General features: G+C 57.1%; 19 protein-coding genes. 7 read left to right on the forward strand and 12 right to left on the reverse strand.

The window, feature by feature from the left end; genetic code table 11:
- Positions 1 to 4: 4 nt before the first annotated feature.
- The 4 genes from ACUN9X_RS06360 to ACUN9X_RS06375 all read right to left on the reverse strand — a co-directional run bounded on the left by ACUN9X_RS06360 (position 5) and on the right by ACUN9X_RS06375 (position 4,141).
- A complete protein-coding gene (locus ACUN9X_RS06360; protein ID WP_445472526.1) occupies positions 5 to 814 on the reverse strand; it encodes an alpha/beta fold hydrolase in 810 nt (269 codons plus the stop codon).
- A 13-nt stretch (positions 815 to 827) separates the two neighbouring features.
- Positions 828 to 1,256: a PaaI family thioesterase gene (locus tag ACUN9X_RS06365; RefSeq protein WP_445472527.1), complete on the reverse strand. Its 429-nt coding sequence runs from the start codon at positions 1,254 to 1,256 to the stop codon at positions 828 to 830.
- Complete coding sequence (locus ACUN9X_RS06370; RefSeq protein ID WP_445472528.1) at positions 1,253 to 2,896, reverse strand: AMP-binding protein; 1,644 nt, start codon at positions 2,894 to 2,896, stop codon at positions 1,253 to 1,255. Before ACUN9X_RS06370 ends, ACUN9X_RS06365 begins: the two co-directional genes overlap by 4 nt.
- Positions 2,897 to 3,217: 321 nt before the next feature.
- Positions 3,218 to 4,141 carry a bile acid:sodium symporter family protein gene (locus tag ACUN9X_RS06375; protein ID WP_445472529.1) on the reverse strand — a complete coding sequence of 308 codons (924 nt, stop codon included), beginning with the start codon at positions 4,139 to 4,141 and terminating at the stop codon, positions 3,218 to 3,220.
- A 235-nt stretch (positions 4,142 to 4,376) separates the two neighbouring features.
- Between ACUN9X_RS06375 and ACUN9X_RS06380 the strand changes: the two genes are divergently transcribed.
- Both ACUN9X_RS06380 and ACUN9X_RS06385 read left to right on the forward strand, forming a co-directional pair.
- Complete coding sequence (locus ACUN9X_RS06380) at positions 4,377 to 5,495, forward strand: App1 family protein (protein ID WP_445472530.1); 1,119 nt, start codon at positions 4,377 to 4,379, stop codon at positions 5,493 to 5,495.
- Between the two features lie 510 nt (positions 5,496 to 6,005).
- Positions 6,006 to 6,518, forward strand: a complete 513-nt coding sequence (locus ACUN9X_RS06385; RefSeq protein ID WP_260036514.1) for a hypothetical protein — start codon at positions 6,006 to 6,008, stop codon at positions 6,516 to 6,518.
- An 81-nt stretch (positions 6,519 to 6,599) separates the two neighbouring features.
- Here ACUN9X_RS06385 and ACUN9X_RS06390 read toward each other — a convergent pair whose 3' ends face one another.
- Both ACUN9X_RS06390 and tmpT read right to left on the reverse strand, forming a co-directional pair.
- A complete protein-coding gene (locus ACUN9X_RS06390) occupies positions 6,600 to 7,346 on the reverse strand; it encodes a spermidine synthase (RefSeq protein WP_445472531.1) in 747 nt (248 codons plus the stop codon).
- Between the two features lie 48 nt (positions 7,347 to 7,394).
- Entirely contained in the window at positions 7,395 to 8,054 is a 660-nt protein-coding gene (gene tmpT / locus ACUN9X_RS06395) for a thiopurine S-methyltransferase (RefSeq protein ID WP_445472532.1), read from the reverse strand.
- 165 nt (positions 8,055 to 8,219) lie between these two features.
- On the opposite strand from tmpT, the gene ACUN9X_RS06400 reads away from it, so the two are divergent.
- The gene (locus ACUN9X_RS06400; protein WP_445473191.1) at positions 8,220 to 9,182 is read left to right on the forward strand and encodes a 2-hydroxyacid dehydrogenase; all 963 of its coding nucleotides are present in this window, start codon (positions 8,220 to 8,222) and stop codon (positions 9,180 to 9,182) included.
- An 86-nt stretch (positions 9,183 to 9,268) separates the two neighbouring features.
- Here ACUN9X_RS06400 and ACUN9X_RS06405 read toward each other — a convergent pair whose 3' ends face one another.
- On the reverse strand, positions 9,269 to 9,547 hold the full coding sequence (locus ACUN9X_RS06405; RefSeq protein WP_260036510.1) for a peptidylprolyl isomerase: 279 nt from the start codon (positions 9,545 to 9,547) through the stop codon (positions 9,269 to 9,271).
- Positions 9,548 to 9,819: 272 nt separating this feature from the next.
- On the opposite strand from ACUN9X_RS06405, the gene ACUN9X_RS06410 reads away from it, so the two are divergent.
- From ACUN9X_RS06410 to lpoB, 3 genes are all read left to right on the forward strand, one after another.
- Positions 9,820 to 11,301, forward strand: coding sequence for a COG3014 family protein (locus ACUN9X_RS06410; RefSeq protein WP_445472533.1), 1,482 nt, complete (start codon positions 9,820 to 9,822; stop codon positions 11,299 to 11,301).
- Between the two features lie 85 nt (positions 11,302 to 11,386).
- Positions 11,387 to 11,797, forward strand: a complete 411-nt coding sequence (locus ACUN9X_RS06415; protein ID WP_445472534.1) for a YcfL family protein — start codon at positions 11,387 to 11,389, stop codon at positions 11,795 to 11,797.
- A 12-nt stretch (positions 11,798 to 11,809) separates the two neighbouring features.
- Positions 11,810 to 12,409, forward strand: a complete 600-nt coding sequence (gene lpoB / locus ACUN9X_RS06420; protein ID WP_260036505.1) for a penicillin-binding protein activator LpoB — start codon at positions 11,810 to 11,812, stop codon at positions 12,407 to 12,409.
- A gap of 173 nt (positions 12,410 to 12,582) precedes the next feature.
- Here lpoB and ACUN9X_RS06425 read toward each other — a convergent pair whose 3' ends face one another.
- Together ACUN9X_RS06425 and ACUN9X_RS06430 are read right to left on the reverse strand one after the other, a co-directional pair.
- Positions 12,583 to 15,369, reverse strand: coding sequence for a hypothetical protein (locus ACUN9X_RS06425; RefSeq protein ID WP_445472535.1), 2,787 nt, complete (start codon positions 15,367 to 15,369; stop codon positions 12,583 to 12,585).
- Positions 15,370 to 15,457: 88 nt separating this feature from the next.
- Positions 15,458 to 16,372: a glutathione S-transferase family protein gene (locus ACUN9X_RS06430; protein ID WP_445472536.1), complete on the reverse strand. Its 915-nt coding sequence runs from the start codon at positions 16,370 to 16,372 to the stop codon at positions 15,458 to 15,460.
- 239 nt (positions 16,373 to 16,611) lie between these two features.
- Between ACUN9X_RS06430 and ACUN9X_RS06435 the strand changes: the two genes are divergently transcribed.
- Positions 16,612 to 16,914, forward strand: a complete 303-nt coding sequence (locus ACUN9X_RS06435) for an antibiotic biosynthesis monooxygenase family protein (protein ID WP_260036501.1) — start codon at positions 16,612 to 16,614, stop codon at positions 16,912 to 16,914.
- A 49-nt stretch (positions 16,915 to 16,963) separates the two neighbouring features.
- On the opposite strand, the gene ACUN9X_RS06440 is transcribed toward ACUN9X_RS06435, so the two are convergent.
- The 3 genes from ACUN9X_RS06440 to ACUN9X_RS06450 form a co-directional block, all read right to left on the reverse strand.
- Positions 16,964 to 17,506: a GNAT family N-acetyltransferase gene (locus tag ACUN9X_RS06440; protein WP_445472537.1), complete on the reverse strand. Its 543-nt coding sequence runs from the start codon at positions 17,504 to 17,506 to the stop codon at positions 16,964 to 16,966.
- Between the two features lie 401 nt (positions 17,507 to 17,907).
- The gene (locus tag ACUN9X_RS06445) at positions 17,908 to 18,471 is read right to left on the reverse strand and encodes a PEP-CTERM sorting domain-containing protein (RefSeq protein ID WP_445472538.1); all 564 of its coding nucleotides are present in this window, start codon (positions 18,469 to 18,471) and stop codon (positions 17,908 to 17,910) included.
- A 115-nt stretch (positions 18,472 to 18,586) separates the two neighbouring features.
- Complete coding sequence (locus tag ACUN9X_RS06450; RefSeq protein WP_445472539.1) at positions 18,587 to 20,053, reverse strand: alkaline phosphatase PhoX; 1,467 nt, start codon at positions 20,051 to 20,053, stop codon at positions 18,587 to 18,589.
- Positions 20,054 to 20,256: the final 203 nt, after the last annotated feature.

The following is a 20,256-nucleotide window of genomic DNA, read 5'->3' on the forward strand; positions in this document are numbered from 1 at the left end:
TGCGTCAATCAAATCTTTCGATTTCCCGACTATTCACTATGAGCAATAAGTCGTAGATAAGCGCCAGAACCTGCTCTGGCTGCTCCAGATGCGGGGAGTGGCCTGTGTTCTCGAGAAACACCGGCCGAGCGCTCGGGCCGATCCCTTTCACAATATCCGTCACCTGCTCTGGCACGCCGTATTCATCGTCTTCGCCCTGAATAATCAGGGCCGGGCAATCAATAGCCTCAAGCCAGCGTGAAAAATCCATCGATTTCTGGAAGCCTTCGTCCAGCCAGATGGTGTGCCAGGCACGAAATAAAGCGTCGGTGCGCTCGCCGTGATGGCGCTGGAACTTCTCTCGCAGGCCGTCCTCAGTATAGCGACGAATCATGTTCTGGATGCCCGATACCGTAAGATGGTCCGCCCAGGTGTGAGCCGCCATCGTAATCAGGCCTCTTGCGCGCTTGCCCAGCGCCGCTGCCGCGATCAGTGCAATGGAGCCCCCATCGCTGTGCCCCACGAGCACGACGTCTTCAATGTCCAGTGCGTCGAGCAACCGCGGCAGCCAGACCTGGCCTTCGTCTTCCTGGTAGTGATAGGGACGGGGCAGAGGCTCGTCGCTGGAGGTGCCATAACCCCTGCGCTCGTAAACCAGCACATCGGCGCCGGTCATCTCGGCAACGCGGGCCGGAAACCGTTTCCACAGGGCGATATTCCCCAGTGATTCGTGGAGAAATACCACGGTGGGGCCGCGGCTCCTTTGATGACGAATTCGCCGGGTCTGGAGCACGACACCGTCGCCCAGAGAAACAGCCTGATTCAGCGTTTCCATAGCATCACCGGTTTCATTGCGGAGCCGGTATCGCGTAAGTGATGGTGGCATGAGCGACGGGTTCGTCCCGGCCATCGGAGTACACGAAGACTTCGCCGACGCCCATGGTGCGTCCTACTTTCAACATTTTGGCTGTCGCTCTTATCGGTGCGTGAGCGACGGGTTTGCGCAAGAAGTTGATGTTGAGGTTGGACGTGACCGCCAGCGGCACCAGACCAATCTGACCGAGCAGCGCGGCATACAGGGCCACATCGGCCAGCCCCATCATGGCGGGGCCCGACACGGTGCCACCGGGCCGCAGGTGCTCGTCACCGACGTTCAGCTTCATCTCGGCCCAGCCATCACCCAGACGCTCCAGCGTGCCGAACCGCTCACCCTGGGGGAACTGCTCGGCCAGAAAGGCCCGCAGTTCCTCTGTCGTGACTTTTAAAGGCTCCGTCATTGTGCTGTTTCGTCTTTGGCCTGATTGCGCAGCACGAACCGCTGGATCTTGCCGCTCGGGGTTTTCGGCAGTTGGTCCACAAATTCGATTTCACGCGGGTAGGCGTGAGTCGAAAGTCGGCGACGGACCAGTGTCTGCAGTTCTTCTTTCAGTTCTGCCTCGTCTACCGGTTCGTGGCCGGCGCGGATGACCACGTAAGCTTTGATAATCGAGCCGCGCTTTTCGTCGGGCTTGGCCACGACGCCGGATTCAGCCACGGCGGCATGCTCGAGCAAGGTGCTTTCCACATCGGCAGGTCCGACCCGGTATCCGGCGGTGGTGATGATGTCATCGTCCCGACCGCTGAACGAGAAGCTGCCATCGCCATGGCAAATCGCCATATCGCCGGTCAGGTAGTAGCCGTTCACGAACGGGTCTTTCTCGCCCCAGGTGTAGCCATCGAAATGGAATAGCGGCGAGGCTTTGACGTCCACCGCCAGTTGACCGACCTCGTCCTTGCCGACTTCTTCATTCTGCTCGTTCAGTGCCACCACGCGATGGCCCGGCGACGAGTAGCCCATGGCGCCCTGGCGCTGGGGGTGAGATAGCGCATGGAAGTTGCAGCAGGTCATGCCGGTTTCGGTCTGGCCGTAGTGGTCCATCACCGGGCAGTGATGCCGGCGCTTCACCCAGTTGGTAACTTCCGGGTTCAGGGGTTCACCGGCACTGCTGGCCACGCGCAGACCCAGGACTTCGCCTTCCGGCAACACATCATCGTTTGCCTTCAACAGGCGGTACGCCGTGGGCGCGGCCGCCAGGTTGGTGATTTTGTATTTGCGAATCATGTCGTAGGTGCTTTCAGGGGTGAAAGCACCGGGATTGAAATGAGTGGCGTGGCCCATCAGCAATGGCCCGACCACTGCGTAGTACAAACCATAGGCCCAGCCCGGATCCGCCACATTCCAGAATACGTCGTCGTCACGCAGATCAATGGCGTACTTCATATAAACGTAGAACGCGAGCAGTGCCTTGGCGGGTACGGCCACACCTTTGGCTTTGCCCACAGTGCCGGAAGTAAACATCTGCAGGAATGGATCGGCTCCGGTAATCATCACCGGTTCAAACTGATCGGATTGCTGATCCAGCGTCGTCTTGAAGTCGGGAACACTGGCGTCCGCCGGGGATACGCACAACACCGGTGGGCAACCTTTGACGTCATCAAGCTTGGGATGGTTGGTGGCATCGGTGACCACCAGACGGGTGCTGGCCTTTTCAAGGCGATACTCGATGGCACCGGACCCAAAGGCTGTAAACAACGGCTGGTAAACGGCGCCGGCCCGCAAGGCCCCGGCAATCACAATCAACAACTCCGGACTGCGTGGCAACAGACCGGCCACCCGATCACCCTTGCCGATACCCTGAGACGTCAGGTAGTTGGCGAAACGTGCCGAAGCCGCTTTCAGCTCGGCAAACGTCAGCTTGCCGGAGCCGCCACCGTCTTTCTCGTAATACAGCGCAACCCGCTCGGGATCGGTCGCCCACTTGTCGCAAATCTCGACACAGACATTCAGGCCGCTATCCAGACGCCCCTCAAGGATGTCAGCTTCCAGACGGGCAGGATCGAAATTATCGTAGACAGATGCATATTCCGGGAGACTCATGATCGATTCCTTTTGTTGTTGTGGTCGTCGTGGATCGAATTGCAATGTTCTTGTTTAGCACGGGGTCCTGTTTACGTAAAGGTAAACTTTAGGCGTAAGCGGCACCATGAAAAAGCATGTTAGATGAGTATGGATATCGACGCTGTTTCGCTCGCAATTCCGGGCCGATTTTAGTGGGTAACCGGCCAGGAATACCGTTTTGAAAGGGTTCTGGACGCGCCTTAAGCACGAGAGAGGGGTGTTGCAGACAATAAAAAGCCGGAGCAGGCTGAACCCGCTCCGGCTTGTTTGTATTTCCGCTGTAGTATCCGGTGTGCCTGATTAGCCTTCGTCCACCGGACGACGCTTCCAGTAACCCGCGAGTATCGACCCTGAAACATTGTGCCAGATCGAAAACAAGGCGCCCGGCAGGGCTGCGGTCGCAGTGAAGAACTGGTTGGCAAGCGCCACCGCGAGCCCGGAGTTCTGCATGCCGACTTCGATGGCGATAGTGCGGGCCACGCGTTTGTCGAACTTCAGCAGGCGGGCGACGTTGTAGCCACCGAACAGCCCGATCATGTTGTGCAGAATAACCGCGAGCGCGACCAGCGGCCCGAGAGTTGCCAGTTTTTCGGCATTCAGCCCGACCACGATGGCGATGATCAACACGATGGCTGACATCGCAACGGTTGCCAGCGCCGGTTCCACTTTCTTGATGTGGGTGCCAAGGAAATGATGGACGATCACCCCTGCGGCGATCGGTGCGATGACCAGCTGGGCAATGCTCATGAACATGCCGGCGACCGGCACATCAACCGACTGGCCGACCAGCAGTGATGTAATCAGCGGCGTCGCGGCGACTGAAATCAGGGTGGAGGTCAGTGTCATGGAAACGGACAACGCGACGTGTCCGTTGGACAGCCAGGTAATGACATTGGAGGCCGTGCCCCCGGCAGTCGCACCAACCAGCACCATGCCGATGGTCAGCTCCGGTGACAGGTTCAGGCACCAGGATACCAGCAGGGCAGCCAGCGGCATCACGGTAAACTGCAGAATCACCCCCACCGCGACGGGTGCTGGCGCGCGTATCACACCCATGAAGTCGTGACGAGAGAGCGTCAGCCCCATGGCGAACATGATGATCGCCAGCAGCATCTTGATCTGCGAGGCAAGCCCGGTAAACCAGTCGGGCTGCCACGCAGCGCAAATTGAGAACAGAATGGCCCACACGGGGAAAAGGCTGTTAAGGCGTTCGAGAAAAGGCATTACGGTTCCTGTTTTTTTATTGGTTCATTGGCCGAGCGTCATTTCAGGCGAAGTGTAGCGCAGGCTAACGAAAACGGCAGTTGGCTTTTAGGTGGTTATCGCGAATTGCAGGGTAAACGGACGCCGCTGTTTTTAACGGTTGCTTGAGCTTTTCCGGGGAGGCTTGCAGAATCAGTCGCCATACCTGTATCAATGGTAATCCTATTCGCTTTGCCGTTATCTACCAGAGGAATGAATGTCCCTTCGTCGTCAATTTAGAAAGCTGGCTCTCGCCTTGCGCAAAGCGCTGCATATCATCGCGGCACCGGTGAAAGGTGATAATGGACGCGGCGGGCTGTTTATTCAGGCATTTCGCGGCTATGGCTCAAGCCGCCAACTGTTTCTGATGGGCCGGGTGTTCCATCAACCGGGATTTGGTGCAAGTCTGCGGGAAGACCGGCTAAGGCGGGATCTGATTGATCTGATCCGCCGGCTGATGCGCAAGCCGGTGGTGAATGCGCAGGTGCGTGTGCGCTACAAGGATGCGGAACAGCTGGTGCATACCGACAAGCACGGCTATTTTCGCGTCAACATGAGCCTGTCGACCATGCCGTCTGACGTCCTTTGGCATTCGATGGAGCTGTCGCTGGTGCACCCGGTGGACGATCGGGCCGCGACTACCGGCGAGTTCTTTACCCCCTCTTCAGGCGCCCGCTACGGAGTGATCAGCGATATTGATGACACCGTGGTATTTACCGGCGTGGCCAGCACCGCCCGTATGATGTGGCGGCTGTTTGCCCAGGGCGCCGAGAGCCGCATGGTGTTTCCCGGTGTCGCGGCGCTCTACCAGGCGTTTTATGAAGGTGACAAAGGCCATCAAGGCAATCCTCTGCTGTATGTCTCCCGCGCGCCCTGGAGTATTTATCAGGTGCTGGTGGAGTTTTTCCGCATGCATCGTATTCCGGTGGGGCCGATTCTGATTCTTCGCGAGTGGGGGCTCAAGCGGGGCAGCCTTCTACCGCGGCGCGCCAAGGATCACAAGCTCGACGTGATTCGCCAGATGCTGGCACTTTACCGGGATCTGCCGTTCGTGCTCATCGGGGATAGTGGTCAACGCGACCCTGAAGTGTACACCCGCATCCTGCGGGAGCATCCGGGGCGGATTATTGGGATCTACATTCGGGATGTCAGTAATGATGCGGGCCGGGAAGAATCAATAGCCACGCTGGCGCGGGAAGTGAAGGAGGCCGGGAGTGATCTCATGCTGGCTTCGGATTCTGTCGAAATGGCACGCCATGCGGTAGAGCAGGGCCTGATTTCGGCCGATGCGCTGGAAAAGGTCAAGCGTGTTCAGAACCCGGATGAAAACGACTGATTCGGTGATCGCAATTGATTAATTTAAGTTAATCTTTGAATGATCTGACGGTCCCCGCTGCCTTTGCTCCGAACGTGACAGTCCTGTGACGGGGTGGCGCGAAGTGTCAGCGGCTGAGCTGAAATGCGTACGATGGCACGACAGTTATCCTGCCTGATGTCGAGTGATTGAATAAAGAACTTCAACGTTATCGGCATGTTTGCCAGGCTGCCCGGTTCTGCGTGGGTGGAGTGGCCGACCTCTTCTGTTTCAGCCGAAACGTAACACCTGCTGTTTCATCCTTATCCTGATTTCCTGCCATCTGTTTGCCTGGTCGATATGTCGCCTTCCTGATTGGTTACAACTTTCGCCACTGCTGAAAACTCCCTCAAACCTGCTCTACGCTTTAAGTAAGCCGTCGCAAGTTGTACCTGAGTTCGGGGTGAACCTGATGATGTCCAGCCGGACGGAATTCACTTCATGTGGCATCTGATAATCAAAGAAGCTGCGAGGATAGAAAGGGTCAACGCCATGAGATGGAATAATGCACTTTTAGTTGTGTCGTTAGCGTTTCTGCCTGCCATTGGCTCTGCTGAGCCTGAGGCCGGGGATCGTATTTTTACCCTCACGGGGTCAGGGTCAAGTGACTCCGATTTTGACAACAATACCGCCAGCGTCAGCTTTGATCTGGGTAAGTTCTATACCGAGAATACAGTGTTGGGGCTGCGGCAAAGTATGGGGTTCGCGGACTCGGAAAATGACTCGAGCTGGAACGGGGCAACCCGGATATTTGCGGACTATCATTTTGACGCCGGCAAGTGGCGCCCCTTCCTGGGTGCTAACTTTGGTGGCATCTACGGTGACGGGGTTGATGAGACTTTCTTTGCCGGGCCCGAGGGGGGTGTGAAGTATTACGTAAAGCCCAAGACCTTCATAACCGCGCAGATGGAGTACCAGGTCTTTTTCGACTCCGCGAGTGACGCCGACGACAATTTTGATGATGGCGCCTGGGCTTACAGCCTGGGTATCGGTTTCAACTTCTGATCGCGCCGGCGTGAATTCACTTCTTGTGAGGTCCTGACACAGGGCCTCTGGGCGGCTTGCGTCTAATCGCGAATTGGATGCTCAAGCCGCCCAGACCTTCCCGATTAATTGCGGCCAACCTATTGGTAATCGCTGCTCCAGCGTTGCCAGTCTGGTCGCTCCCGGCATATCGCCATGCAGTGCTCGCTTGCTGGCGTAGAGCACGTAATTATTGGTTTTGGTGCGGTACAGCATGACGTCGGCAAACAGCCGGTGAATATGCTGCATCATCGTGCCCTCGCGAGAGGGCGCCAGGTGGAAGTTGAGTGCCAGCCAGCCGTGGTCGCTTAGTGCCAGCGCGCACAGGTCGATAAATCGGCGGTGGCCCTGGGCCGGACTCATCCGGTCGGCGCTGTATAAATCAGCCATGATCAGATCGGTGCTGGCTTCTGGCATGTCATGCAGCACGGGTCGGGCATCGGCAACTGTCACCGCTATATTCGGGTGATGGGGCAGGCCGAAATAGGCATGGGCAACGTCCACAACCGCCTGTCGAAGTTCCACCGCGTGAATTTCGCAGGCAGGTAGCAGGTGGTGCAGGGCATTCACCATGGTGCCGCCACCAAGACCGAGCACCGTGGCGTGACAGGGTTCGGCAAAGGCGATCGGCAGCAGCATGGCGCGATTGTATTCGTGGACCGGCAGGTAGGGTTTGTTACGATCGATTTTGCTCTGTTCAAAGATCGTATCGAATGTCAGCACCCGGTGTTTGCGGTAATCCATCACCACAATATCGCCGAGCGTGTCGCTGGTTCTATGGGTGACACTGCCACCCAATTGGAATTTCATCAGTCCGGGTTTCGCTCTGTCTCATGCAGGGGCGACAACAATGACCATTCAGGCTTTGCGTTTCAAGATGAAAACGCTTTCGGTCGCGTGCTCCAGGCCTTTGCGGGTCATGAAGGGGTGGTCTTTATCCAGTTTATTACTGGTCAGACGCTTGATATCAAAGCCACTGAGATAAAGCCGGTACACCTCGTCATCGCTGACATTGAAAGGCGGGCCTTTCACTTCGTCGTTATCGTAGTCCAGCGTGATGAGCAGCATACTGGTTTGTTCCGGCAGAATAGCCGTCAGGTGTTCGGCATATTCCTTACGCATGGCGGGCGGCAGCGCGATTAACGCAGCGCGGTCATAGACCAGGCGCACGTTGCGGACATCGTCCGGAACCAGTTGGAAAAAATCACCGCACCAGAGCTCCAGATCATCGTGACTATAGCGGGTAAAGGGCTGACGGGGCTGCACAAAGGCCTTGGATTCGGCCTCTTCAAAAAAGTCTTTGCAGGCAATCGCGCTCAGCTCGATACCCATAACCGGGTGACCGCGATCATGTAACCACCACATGTCTTGGGATTTGCCGCACAGTGGCACCAGCACCGTCTGACTGGTATTCCCGGCGATGTCGGGCCAGTAGTCGTGAAGGTAGCGGTTGACGGAGCCTTCGTGAAACCCGATTTCCTTCTTCGTCCAGCGGGAATGCCAGAATGCGTGTTCCATAGTTGCGCCTCGCAGGTCATCGTTTTCGATCAGTATGAACCTGCGGTGGCTGAATCGAAAGAGTACGCCGACATGTCATCACGGTAACCCGGATTCGGTGATGCGGGCGCAGTCAGCGTGTAAGCTTGAAAAAAATAAAGGCTCACTGTTAAGGACCCCCCCATGATGAAAGCTGTTTTTCTGGATGCCGCCACGTTGGGCGATGATGTTGATCTCGGCCCTATCCGGGATGCGGTCGACGAGCTTGTGTTGCATGACCGCACAACGCCGGATCAGATCAGCGAGCGCATTGCCGGCTTTGATACCGTCATCACCAACAAGGTGGTGCTGGGGGAGCCCCATTTCAGTGCGAACCCGTCATTGAAGTTCATCGCGTTAACGGCGACCGGAACCAACAATATCGATCTCGACGCGGCCGCCAGCGCGGGTGTTCGCGTGGTGAACGTGATCCAGTATGGGCGGGCTACCGTGGCCCAGCATACGATGACACTGATACTGGCGCTGGCCACGCGGCTGGTGGATTACCACAAAGATGTGCAGGCCGGTGAATGGGCCCGCAGCCCACAGTTCTGTCTGATGGATCATCCGATCATGGAGCTGGAAGGCAAGACACTCGGGCTCTTTGGCTATGGCGATCTGGGGCAGGGTGTTGCGAATCTGGCCCGGGCCTTTGGCATGAAAGTATTGTTGGGTGCGCGGCCGGGTCATGCGCCGGGCATTGATAAAGGCGTGCCCCGGGTGCCGCTGGATGAGCTGTTGCCTCAGGTTGATGTGCTCTCGTTGCACTGCCTGCTGACGGATGAAACCCGCAACATGATCGGCGCTGATGAGCTGGCAAAAATGCAGTCTCACGCGCTGCTGATTAATACCAGCCGCGGTGGGCTGGTGGACGAGCAGGCGTTGGCAGACGCCCTGCGTGCCGGCCAGATTGGCGGTGCCGGATTTGATGTGCTGACCGAAGAGCCGCCGGTAAACGGCAACCCGCTGCTGGCGGACGACATACCCAATTTGATTGTGACGCCCCACAGCGCCTGGGCGAGCATGGAAGCCCGTCAACGGATGGTGCAGCTGACAGCGGATAACCTGAATGCGATGAAGGGTAATGCTCTGGAGCGCTGGGTGGTTTGAGCCTCTTGTTCAGCGTACAAAAAAGCCCCCGCAGGCAAGTTCCGGCGGGGGCTTTTACGATGGCCTGATCAGGCTATCGAACGGGATCAGCTGCGGCTGGTGATTTCCAGCAGGTGATAACCGAACTGGGTTTTCACCGGGCCGTGAACCTTGTTCAGTTCATCGTTGAATACGACTTTGTCGAATTCAGGCACCATTTGGCCCTGTCCGAATGTGCCCAGATCACCGCCGTTGCGGCCTGATGGGCAGCTTGAATGCTGCTTGGCGACTTCAGCGAAGTCCTTGCCACCTTCGATTTCGGCTTTCAGTTCATTACATTTTGCTTCGCTGTCGACCAGAATGTGGCGTGCAGATGCTTGTGCCATGATGATTGTCCTGCGCTGATGAGTGTCTTGGAAACCGCCATCAGACTTGATCAGCGGTTCCTTTGGTCCGAGCAGCGAATCCTGCCCGCCCGGGCTGATCGTGGCAAGTTTTTTCTTGCCGCTAGCCGGTCTTTTACGCGCGCCGACTCGCTATCCTGTTGAGATTTTAACGGAATATTTCCCCCTGTTAGGCTAGTATTTTGAGACTGTGAGTCGCGTCTCCGGCTAACCGCTTCCCAATACGCCAATGCCCTGTCCCCGCTAAGGACAATATGACCACGTGCATCGCCCCTGCTTCCAAACTGATCAGCCTGTGTTTTCTGGTTGCCGCAATGGCCGGCTGCTCGTCGTTCAGCCAGCGTGATCAAATGGCTCAGTTCAATACCGCTTATGACAAGGGCGACTACCCAAGCGCAGCGGCGGCAATGGGGCTGGACAAGGATGACGATAAAGCCCCGCAAGGCAAGGTCCTGGAACTCATGCATCAGGGTGAAGCGCTGAGGCTGGAGGGAGATTACAAGCGGTCGATCGCGGTTTATGACCGTGCCGAGAGCGGTATGAAGTATCTCGATACCGAGGGCTTTGCGGCCAGTGCTTCGGAAAATGTCATGTCGGTGCTGGTGAATGATTCCAGCCGGGATTACCGGGCGTTGATGTCAGAGGCCATTCTGGTCAACACCTACAAGGCGCTGTCGTTTCTCGCGCTGGGCGACAATGCCAGTGCACGGGTGGAGTTCAATCGCGCGGATGACCGCACACGTCGCGCCGTGGATTACTTTGCCGATGAGATTGCCGAACAGCGCCGGGCCTTGCAGAAAGACCCGGGTAATGCCCGGGCGGTTGAGCAGAACATCAACAGCGATGGCATTCAGGGGGTGTTGCGCAACAAATACGGCGACCCGGCAGGCTGGAGCGTCTATCCCCGGTTTATTGTGCCTTCGAGCACCTATCTTCACGGCCTTTACTTTCTCGCGAGTGGAGAGGGAGGTTCTGATTTTGAGCGAGCGGCTACCTCACTTGAACGGGTAGCGCAGATGGCGCCGAACAACCCTGCGATTGCTGCGGACGCAGAGCTGGCAGAGGCGCTGGCATCAGGCGAGCAAACACGCCAGTCACTGCCGCCGATGGTCTGGCTGGTGTATGAAAACGGTCTGGGCCCGGTGCTGCAGGAGATCCGTTTCGATATCCCGCTGTTTCTGTCCCATGGCGACTGGGCCTCGGTGGTGTATACCGGCATCGCGTTGCCCCGCTATACCGATCGCACCTCGGTTGGCGGCAGTTTAGTCGCCACCAGTGATGATGACACCCGCTACAACACTCAGTTGGTTGCCAGCATGGGCAAGGTGATCCGCACGGAAATGCAGGCGCGATTTACCAGCATTCTGGCACGCTCGATTTCGTCCGCCGTCGTCAAAGGGGTGCTCCAGCATGAGGCAACGGAATCGCTGGGCGCCGCAGGCCAGCTCGGGTCCATTCTGTATACGATAGCCACCACCCAGGCGGACCTCAGAGGCTGGCAGGCAATGCCGGATCATTGGGAAGCGACCCGGTTTGAACGCCCTGCCAGCGGGGAACTGCGGCTGAGTGATAGCCAGCAGGGTGCGCTGGGGCATCTGGCGCTGCCGAGCTGGCCGTATACTCTGGTATATGTGAAACGCCCGACAGCCCAAAGCCCGGCGACGGTCATGGTGCTTGACCTGCAGGGGCAACATGCCGGTCAGCAGTTTACCTTGCCTGAGCGCGGTGAAAACTGACCTGCTTCGGGCAGTGGATTCAATGTCGGTGGCCTGCGACTGATATGGCTGCCGGAACAGGAGGGGAGTGATGCAGGAAAACACTATGTTCAGAACTCTGAGTCGGGTCATGCTGGTAGCGCTTATGGCGACCGGCATCTTGGTCACATCGGCCTGCGTGCCGCTTGAGCCCCAGCGAGAATACGTTCAACGGGATGATCTTCAGGTTGACCCTGAAATCCGTCAGGCCCTGACCGTCAGCGAGCTGCTGCAATCGCGGGTGGACTTGCCCGGTGGTGGTAGCCTCCTGAAAATCCAGTTCTCGGTCAAAGGCTATCAGGACGTGGGCATGGAGTGGAAAGCCACCTGGTTTGATGCCGATGGGATGGTTGTCCCAGGTGTGGGCGAGGGCTACAACACGGCTAGGGTGATGCAGAATCAGACCCGCTTTTTTACAGCGTCAGCACCTAACGAGCGTGCTGTCAGCTTCCAGTTGCATTTGCGTGAAGACCGATAAGGAATCGACGTTATGAAAAAAACAGTAATCGCCGTGCTCTGCTCCACTTTGCTTGCGGCCTGCGCAACCCCGACCCGTTATGTTGATCCTGCGGCGGATGATGGCCCGGTCACCATGACCATGGACTACCGTGATTTTGAACGCGCCGCAGATGCCGCGGTTCAGGATCTGCTGACCAGCGGCGCTGTCGATAACCCATCTGGCGAGCGCTACATCATGGTGGTCAGCCGGATTACCAACGACACCATGCAGAGGATCGACACTGATCAACTGGTCAAGAAAATCCGCGTTGCCCTGCTGCGTTCAGGCAAGGTAATCACCACCACAGCAGTCGGTTTGAACGGTGCTGAAGATGCAATGAACGAAAAAGCCCGCGAGCTGCGCAACTCCGATGAGTTTGATCAGTCCGGCGTGCAGAAGAAAGGTACCCTGAAAGCACCGGATCTGAGCCTGTCCGGCAAGATCATCCAGCGTAATCACAAGGTAGAGGATGAGCAGCAAGTGGAATACTACTTCCAGCTCTCCATGACGGATCTGACCAGCGGGCTGGCCGTTTGGGAAAACGAAACCCCGATTATCAAACGCGGCTCGAATGATGCGGTGTCCTGGTAAAGCGGTGGCTCGCTAAACTGGTGTCGATTAGATCGTGGCCCATGTAGCCGAAGCTTCAGCTTTGGTGGAGCCGTAAGGCTCCTTGTTTGCCGGCACTCGGCAGCCCTTTGTGCTGCTCGAAAGCTGAAGCTTCCGCTACAAAAGCGATCTAAACTTTATCTACTGTTTGTACTTCAGAACGCCACCAACACCCTCGCTTCAATCACATCACTGTCGGCCAGCGCAGTCTCATCGTTGTGAACGTATTCTGCTTCAAACTGGAACGGCAATATGTTCAGGCCGACCACATCAAAGGTGATGCCAAGCCCGTACTGATTGAAGCTGCCGTCCCCGATGCGTGAGGGGTCGCGGATGTCGACCCGGCGATAGCGCAATTTGAGTGCTTCCCGGCGCAGGGACAGCGGGAACTTGAAGGCGTAGGCGTCGAAGTTGAAGACCTTGGACAGATACACTTCGCCATAGGCGGCTTCCCGGGCATAGGTTTCGCCATTCAGCCCGGGAATGACCACCATACTCGGGTCGTCATTCAGGAGATCCGGCGTGTTTTCCAGATACACACCGCGACGTTCGAACTGGCTCACCGTATCGGCACTGCTACGGGCATACTTGCCGCTGACGCCGGCGTAAAACTCGTAGGGAAAGTCGGTCGATAACTCCAGGCTACCGCCGGAAGTGGTGTCTCCCCGGTCTTCCACCGCGAAGCCTTCGGCCGCAAACAAACTGTTGGGAAACAGACTGTGCCCAAAGCGGGTGATGCGGCTCAGATTGAGCTGCAGGCCTGTCGGCTCGCGTTCGAGTTCCCGGTAGTCCAGATAATGGAATGCGCCCAGCTCGCCGTACCAGTAGCCGGCTTCCAGAAAAGGCAGGCGCAACTCGGCGCTCATGCCAAAACCACGCGATTCATCGGGGGGCAGGAGTTCGTCGAGATCCTCTGCCATCACGCCATAGGCCTTGATGCCGGCCAGCACAAAATACTGGCGATTAACGTAGGACACGCCCGCCAGTTGGGACCAGTCCTCGTCTCGCAGCGCAAACAGCGACACCGAGTTCTGGGTCAGTGGATCGGCGAACTCGACGAACAGGCTATAGCCCAGCGTGGTGTCGTCCTCACCGTTATTGTTGTCACGTGTTAGGGTGAACAGTGAGAGATCGGTGCCGCGATAATGCAGGCCGAGCAACGCGTTGTAGGGTTCGTCGAGATCAAGGGCGACGGGGTCAATCGGCGGTGCCGGTTGTGGCGTGTCGCTTTCGATTGCCGGGATGTCGTTACTCGCCGATGAGGTCGCGGTATCGTTGGCGGAGGCATCCCAGAACAAATGTGTCGAGGCAGGCCCGCCGTCGACCACCTGAACCGGCTGATAAACGTAATAGTAATCGTCGGCGCTTACCGCTTTTACCAGCAAGGTATCGTCATTGATCAATCGCGCCTCGGCGATATTGTCTGCAGGGGAGACCTGTTCGATGCCTGTACCATCAAAACGGAACAGCCCTGAGCCAAGATCGGTGTTGGCGACAAAGTAAACACGGCCCTCCGAGTCGATATCTTCAACCAGGCCATAGTAGCCCTCAATACTGAACAACGGATCCCGATTGCGGTAGAGCGTGCGCTGGCGGCCATCCTGACGGAAATAGTAGAGCGCATCGTCCGGCCCGATCAAAACGGATGAATTGACCTCGCCGTAGAACGTATCTCCCACATACAGCTGCGGTTCACTGTAGGACGAGGACACGTCGAAATACACACTGCGGCCATCGCTGAGCGTGCCCTGCACAATGCGCCCCTCGGTGCCTTCTACCAGCACGGCATCGTCATCAAACAGTCCCTGATAGATGCGCCAGGGCGACACGGGGCGACCGGAGACGGAGTAGATGCTGCCATTCTGTTTGACCAGCTTGCCGGACGGATACTCCACCCGCTTGCGGGTAATGTCGCCGGTTTGTTTGTCGATCCGGACGAGCTCTGGCGCCCGGACGCCGGTCGGGCTGGTCAGGAAAAAGATCTCCTCAGCGTCACTGCTCAAGGGCAGCGCGTATTGGGATGAGCCGACGGGTTCACCCTCTGCCTTTACCAGCCCCTGCGCTCTTTTAGCCATGGTCGCAGACCACTTGGCAATGGTCGTGTCGAAATGGAAATCAAAAGTGTCGAGGGTTGGTGTGTTGACCATGAACGGCCAGTACCAGTAAGCGGACCGGTTGAAGAAGTATCGGTTTGTTGTACCCAGGCCAAACCTTTCAGCCAGAAAGTACTGGTAATGACCACCGAGTACATAGGGCCGTTCGCCGTAAGGGAAACGCAATGGTACGTTGTAAAGCAACCCGGCTGTCAGCTCGCCCTTTTCGGCCTGTTGCAGGATCATTGCCGTCATACGCCCGTTGTACAAACGGCCGCCGTTGCCGTGCCAGGATTCATTCAGCACCGCATTGCCTTCAAGAATAAACGATGACTCAAACAGGTTGGGAGTGATGGCCGGAATCAGCGGCGTGATGACCGAGCCGACACCGAACCACTCATAGAGCGTGCTTGAGACGGGATTGTTTCGGGGATTGATCTGATAGTTGTGCGCGGTCTCGTGATAGATCAGCGTGTCGAGCCAGGAGGTGGTAGTGAAATAATCCACCTGCAACGCGCCACCCACGTAGTTGATCTGACGGTTGACCGGAAACTGGGTTGAGAAGCCGTTGGCTATCTGGTTGAAGTCCGAGATCAGACCTACCGAGAGTTGCTCGCTCATTTCAAAGCCAAAACTGGCTTCATAGACCGGTTGGAGATACAGCTCCAGCCCCGCCACGTGCTCCGCAAACGGCTTGTTTTTCTCGGTGTAGATCAGCTCGGTGTTACGGATGTCTGATGTGAAATAGGGCTGGTCGTGGGGCACCACCGTCGGGTTCGGCGAAACCAGAGTATAGCTCCACCCGGCCGCAGGCAGACTGGCCAGCATTATCAGCGAAAGCGCACGCATTGAAGGTCCTTCTTTTTTTTATTCCTGCCCCGCTCCCAAGCCGGTGGGCTGATAGCGGGGTTTGGCTTTTAATTCAGATAACGGAAGTTTACAGGTGTTTTAGCGAAAAGCCCTGCCTGGGCAGGTGGACGTGTACCAGACCCACTGCGCGGTCGTTGCGGGCGACGATCCAGCCGTTATCGTCCTCGGCGATCAGTTCGCCAATAACCGGCACTCGACCGTAGTCATCCGGCGTGATCCGCACGTTTTGTTCCGATGTGTGAGCGGACAACGGCTTCCGGACAGGTCGCGGCTCTGCCTGGTGCGCCGTATTGAGAGCGTCCCCGGCACTGATATTCTGTGGCTGAATGCGGTTAAATGCCCGCATTCTGTCCATCCACGCCTTCACCCGTGGTGCTTTCGCGAGCACCGGCTTGTTGGCGATATCGCACACATACCAGAGGCTGTGGTAGGCCGAGAAATCCGCGATACAGGGGTTGTCGCCAAACAGGAAGTCATGGCTGAGCATGTGCTCCATACGATCAATGTGGCGCATGACTTTTTCTTTTGCTGCCTTGGGCGGCAGGGCTTTTACCCGCGAGCGCCGGCCCATGTCGATCCGGTCCCGCAGGAAACGGAAGGTGTTCATCAGCGACGTTTCCTTGACCAGTTTGACCAACATACCCGGGCCGCTGAACGCGATAATGCACGCAAGAAAGATATCCAGATCCACTTCAGTCACAAACTGCTGTACCTCGTCCGGATTATTTTCCAACGCCAGTTCCGGTTTGCCGCTGATGCGCGCGATCTCTGCACTTATTGCCCGGGTATCGCAGAAAATGTCCGCGCCGATCTGCATCACCGGGATTTTGCGGTAGCCACCTGTCAGCACTTCCAGTTCCGGTCGGGGAGGCATTTCCCGGACGATAACCGACTGCCAAGGCAAACCGGTGTAACCGAGCATGACGCGGATTTTTTCTGAAAAGGGCGAGAGGGCATAGTGGTGAAGAATAATGTCGGGCATGTCTGGGCAATCCATAGTTGGTTCTCAGGGATCGATATCGGAATCAGCCTGTCATACCAGAAAGAGCGGTTACAGTGCGTTATCGATCAGTCAATGGATTTTGCCTGAAGATAACGTCACTTTCCGGCATGAGCGCAAATAATTAATATCAGGAGGATACCGGTTATCCGGATTCAGGATTCAACGCCGGTCGTTACGGCGTTTAACGAAGGAACGTCAATAAAAAGGAGCTGTCGAGTATGTACATAGCCATGAACCGTTTTCGCATCGCCCTGGGAAAAGAAAAGACGTTCATTCAGATATGGTGTGATCGGGAGACCTACCTTGAGGAAGTCCCCGGTTTCAGGAGTTTTAACCTGCTGCAGGGGCCAACTCACGAGGACCACACCCTGTTTGCCTCCCATACGGTTTGGGAATCAAAGTCCGCGTTCGAGAAATGGACCAAGTCTGATGCGTTCAAGAAGGCGCACGCCAACGCCAGTCCGAACAAGGATATTTACCTTGGGCCACCGGTATTCGAAGGGTTTGAGGCAGTGGTTTAGTTCAACAGCTTGTTTTGCCACCAGGGCATAAAGCCCTGGCCGGCATGCGTCAGTTTTCGGACCAGTCGTGGCTGTCGATCCGGAAAAAGTAGTAGTCGTGATCTGTGCCATTCAGTGTTTTGATGCCCCGGTGGGACAGCACACCGCCGATTTTCTCCATCGCCTTTCTGGATCGCGTATTCCCCGCCGCAACGTGGAACCACACCCGCTTCGCCCACTGAAAAGCATGGTCGAGCATCAGCCGCTTCATCTCTGCATTGGTTTTGCCACCCCAGAAATCGTGAGCGAGAAACGTGTAGCCAATGGCTACCTCCTGTTGAGCCGGGTCCCATTCGTAATAGCGGGAGGAGCCAATCACTCTGGCCGTATCCCGATCGATAACGATCAGTGCTGATCCGGAGGCAATAGCGTCCGTGAACCACTGTTGAAACTGGGGCCGCTTGTAGCGATCGCTGCTTGGGTGCTGCTCCCACACGCGGGGGTCGGAGGCCGCGGCATAGAGCGGTTCAAAATCGTCCGGCTGAATCGGTCGCAATCGTAAAGTGCGACTCTCCAGCACCGGCTGCGGTGCAAAATCTGTTGTGTCGTTCATGCTGAGCATCCTTTGCTTGTTGAACGGCGTCGCCCGGATTATTGCGGATCCGGGAGCGGTACCGATGATCGATGGCGGTACGACGGACGCTATCCCGATGGGTTCCCTGCTGGGTAACTACCGGATTAGCTTAGGATAAAAATGACGGCTTGCCTAAAGTTATATCCGGCTTTCGACAGTCAGGGTCATGAAGGGTTCCGTCAGATGATGGGTTGCGTGTGGGCATTGGCCAGATAGTGGTACGGGAACGGTCAGCGGAGGATCTGTGAGGCTCCGCCTTCCGAAAGAACAATCTGAAGGGATGTTTTGAAGGGAAGGATGCTCACCGGAGGCGGCGTTCAGGAAAGGCCGGAGTAGCCCCGCACATGGTCACAAAGTGCGGGGCTACTCCGGCCTGACAATCAGGCTGAGCGATGGGCGCGGCGACGCGCCACCAGTGCCAGCCCGCCTGCGAGCAACAAGGCGACGCTTGAGGGCTCAGGGACATCATGGCTGCTGAGGCCGGCAACCGTCATGGTGTAGTCATGCGGGCCATCCATGCCAAAGCCGTTGTCACCGCCAACAGCGATGGTGAAGAAGCCCGATGTAGCCAGCATGAAGTCGAGGCTGCTACCGGGCATTGGAATGGCGGGCGTGCCGTCAACGTATGTCAGAGAGCCGTCGCTGAAGTCGCCGCTGTTACTGAAGAAGAGCGCCTGGAACTCGTCCATCATCTCGCCGGCATAAACGCTGATGCCGAAATCGATTGCGGAGGCGATATCAATGGAAAGCGAGGTGGGTGAGGTGACTTCAAAGGTCCAGAAATCAACACCGTCGGAAAAGGTGTTTTCTTCAAGCCAGGCATTGTCGGTATCCACGCTGCCGGTATAAACACCATCGTCAGACAGTGTCATCAGAGTCGCGTTAGCGGTGTAGGGCACAAGAACGAGCAGGGCAAGGGCTGCAGATTGAACTAGGGAACGCATCGGTATTCTCCTGTGATTGTTGTGTTCGTGACATTGGTTGTGTCACGACAAGGGAAGCCGTCACTGGCTTCCCTGATACAGTTGTTGCTCACTTCCCTGTGGGCGGGTCCTGGCGTTAAAGCGCGCCTTTTTCCCATGGACCGGTGATGGCGAAGGTGACGCCCGGCGACTGGATATTCACGAACAACCAGCGACCGTGGAAACTCGCGCCGGCCCATTCCTGACTGGTGAAGCTGCGACGGGCAGAGCCATCCGTTGATGCGCCCACTTCATCCCAGAAGAAATCGCGAGTGCCCGGGTAGATCGTGTCGATTTTGGCCAGGTCGCCTGCATCCAACGCGATGCGGTTTTCGGCGAAGGGGAAGACCACACCGGTCTGGGTCAGGCACACCAGGCGCTTGGGGTTGGAGCCACCGTCTTCACACATCAGGATCGAACCGCGAGGGCTGACTGCAATGTTGTCCGGGCCGTCTACTTCGGTGATGGCGTCTTTTGACTCGAAGATTATCTGAACGGTTTCCTTGCGCGGGTCGTAGCAGAAGACCTGGCCCAGGCCGGCCGCACCGCCGGAAGTCGACACGAAGAAGATCTTGCCGTCGTCGTACCAGCAGCCTTCGCCACGCTCGATGATGGCGGCTTCAGTCGCCTGGTTAAAACAGGTGTCACTCATGGCATCCGGGTCATTGATTTCCTGCCAGGTGACATCCCAGGTGGTGCCTTCTGTGAGGCCGCCGCGCAAGTCCAGGCGTGGTGAATCCTTCACGACCATGCCGTAAAGCTTGCCGCCAGACTTCATGTCGCCCCACTTACCCGCTGGCTCGAATTTGTAGAACGCAGACTGGCCGGCATCTTCGGTTTCATAGACAAAACCGGTAGCGGGATCGACGGCAACGGCCTCGTGGGAGAAGCGACCCATTTCACGAATCGGCTGGCCGTCGGAAATGCCAAAGCCGGGAACCTCGAACACATAACCGTGGTTATAGCCTTGGGAACCCTGTCCCCATGGGTGGAAGGTTTCTTCGCAGGACAACCAGGTGCCCCACGGAGTAGGACCGCCTGAACAGTTGCGGATAGTGCCGCCGAGGCTGTTATAGGACGACAGGAACTCGCCTTTTACCACATCGAACATCAGGTTGGTGGTGCCACCGTTCTGGTTCGGGTTGTACACGCCGCGGCCACCGCGAGGGGACGACGGCGTGCTTTCGCCTTCGGACAGTTCGTGGTTGCGGACCAACGCGATGACATTGCCTTTTGATGCGACCACTGACATGCCGTCGTGATCGGTTGGTGTTGGCAGTTGGTCTGTCTGGATCTGGCCGGTCCAGCCGAAAGTGGTGTACTCGAAGCCTTCCGGTAGCGCCAGCAGCGTCAGGCCGGTGGCTTTATCGGCAGTTGGTACCAGTGGGCCGTAGTTGTCTGAGTAGGGCAGGCTGGCGGCATTGGCACGACTGGCCATGGCTGCAAACGCAGTGCTGGCGGCAACTGCGGAGGAACCTTTCATGAAAGCCCGGCGGTTGAACGTCGGCTGGATCAGCGCGTCGCCTTTCTGGTCGTCCAGTTCAGGTAGAGAAACGTCAGTCATCAGGAAGCTCCATTGTCTTTTTCGTCAATTGGGGATGCGGGGCTTTTATTGATTGTGCTCAGGGCAGACGACGGGAATGGTTGTCTGGCTGGTTTAGCCCTCGACAAGAAGCTTGTAAAAAAACTGTGACAGCCGAGGGTCGGCGGTCTTACGGTTGGGTTAACCTTTCGTGATACCCGATATGCCGACTAATCGACCCCGGG

Source organism: Marinobacter sp. V032 (genome assembly GCF_052645435.1).

Coding starts and splice junctions, on each gene's coding strand:
- ACUN9X_RS06445 (WP_445472538.1), bottom strand. CDS start 18,471: ATGCGTTCCCTAGTTCAATCTGCAGCCCTTGCCCTGCTCGTTCTTGTG.
- ACUN9X_RS06425 (WP_445472535.1), bottom strand. CDS start 15,369: ATGCGTGCGCTTTCGCTGATAATGCTGGCCAGTCTGCCTGCGGCCGGG.
- ACUN9X_RS06365 (WP_445472527.1), bottom strand. CDS start 1,256: ATGACGGAGCCTTTAAAAGTCACGACAGAGGAACTGCGGGCCTTTCTG.
- ACUN9X_RS06405 (WP_260036510.1), bottom strand. CDS start 9,547: ATGGCACAAGCATCTGCACGCCACATTCTGGTCGACAGCGAAGCAAAA.
- ACUN9X_RS06370 (WP_445472528.1), bottom strand. CDS start 2,896: ATGAGTCTCCCGGAATATGCATCTGTCTACGATAATTTCGATCCTGCC.
- ACUN9X_RS06430 (WP_445472536.1), bottom strand. CDS start 16,372: ATGCCCGACATTATTCTTCACCACTATGCCCTCTCGCCCTTTTCAGAA.
- ACUN9X_RS06390 (WP_445472531.1), bottom strand. CDS start 7,346: ATGAAATTCCAATTGGGTGGCAGTGTCACCCATAGAACCAGCGACACG.
- lpoB (WP_260036505.1), top strand. CDS start 11,810: ATGAAAAAAACAGTAATCGCCGTGCTCTGCTCCACTTTGCTTGCGGCC.
- ACUN9X_RS06440 (WP_445472537.1), bottom strand. CDS start 17,506: ATGAACGACACAACAGATTTTGCACCGCAGCCGGTGCTGGAGAGTCGC.
- ACUN9X_RS06360 (WP_445472526.1), bottom strand. CDS start 814: ATGGAAACGCTGAATCAGGCTGTTTCTCTGGGCGACGGTGTCGTGCTC.
- ACUN9X_RS06435 (WP_260036501.1), top strand. CDS start 16,612: ATGTACATAGCCATGAACCGTTTTCGCATCGCCCTGGGAAAAGAAAAG.
- ACUN9X_RS06410 (WP_445472533.1), top strand. CDS start 9,820: ATGACCACGTGCATCGCCCCTGCTTCCAAACTGATCAGCCTGTGTTTT.
- ACUN9X_RS06415 (WP_445472534.1), top strand. CDS start 11,387: ATGTTCAGAACTCTGAGTCGGGTCATGCTGGTAGCGCTTATGGCGACC.
- ACUN9X_RS06400 (WP_445473191.1), top strand. CDS start 8,220: ATGAAAGCTGTTTTTCTGGATGCCGCCACGTTGGGCGATGATGTTGAT.
- ACUN9X_RS06450 (WP_445472539.1), bottom strand. CDS start 20,053: ATGACTGACGTTTCTCTACCTGAACTGGACGACCAGAAAGGCGACGCG.
- ACUN9X_RS06385 (WP_260036514.1), top strand. CDS start 6,006: ATGAGATGGAATAATGCACTTTTAGTTGTGTCGTTAGCGTTTCTGCCT.
- ACUN9X_RS06380 (WP_445472530.1), top strand. CDS start 4,377: ATGTCCCTTCGTCGTCAATTTAGAAAGCTGGCTCTCGCCTTGCGCAAA.
- ACUN9X_RS06375 (WP_445472529.1), bottom strand. CDS start 4,141: ATGCCTTTTCTCGAACGCCTTAACAGCCTTTTCCCCGTGTGGGCCATT.
- tmpT (WP_445472532.1), bottom strand. CDS start 8,054: ATGGAACACGCATTCTGGCATTCCCGCTGGACGAAGAAGGAAATCGGG.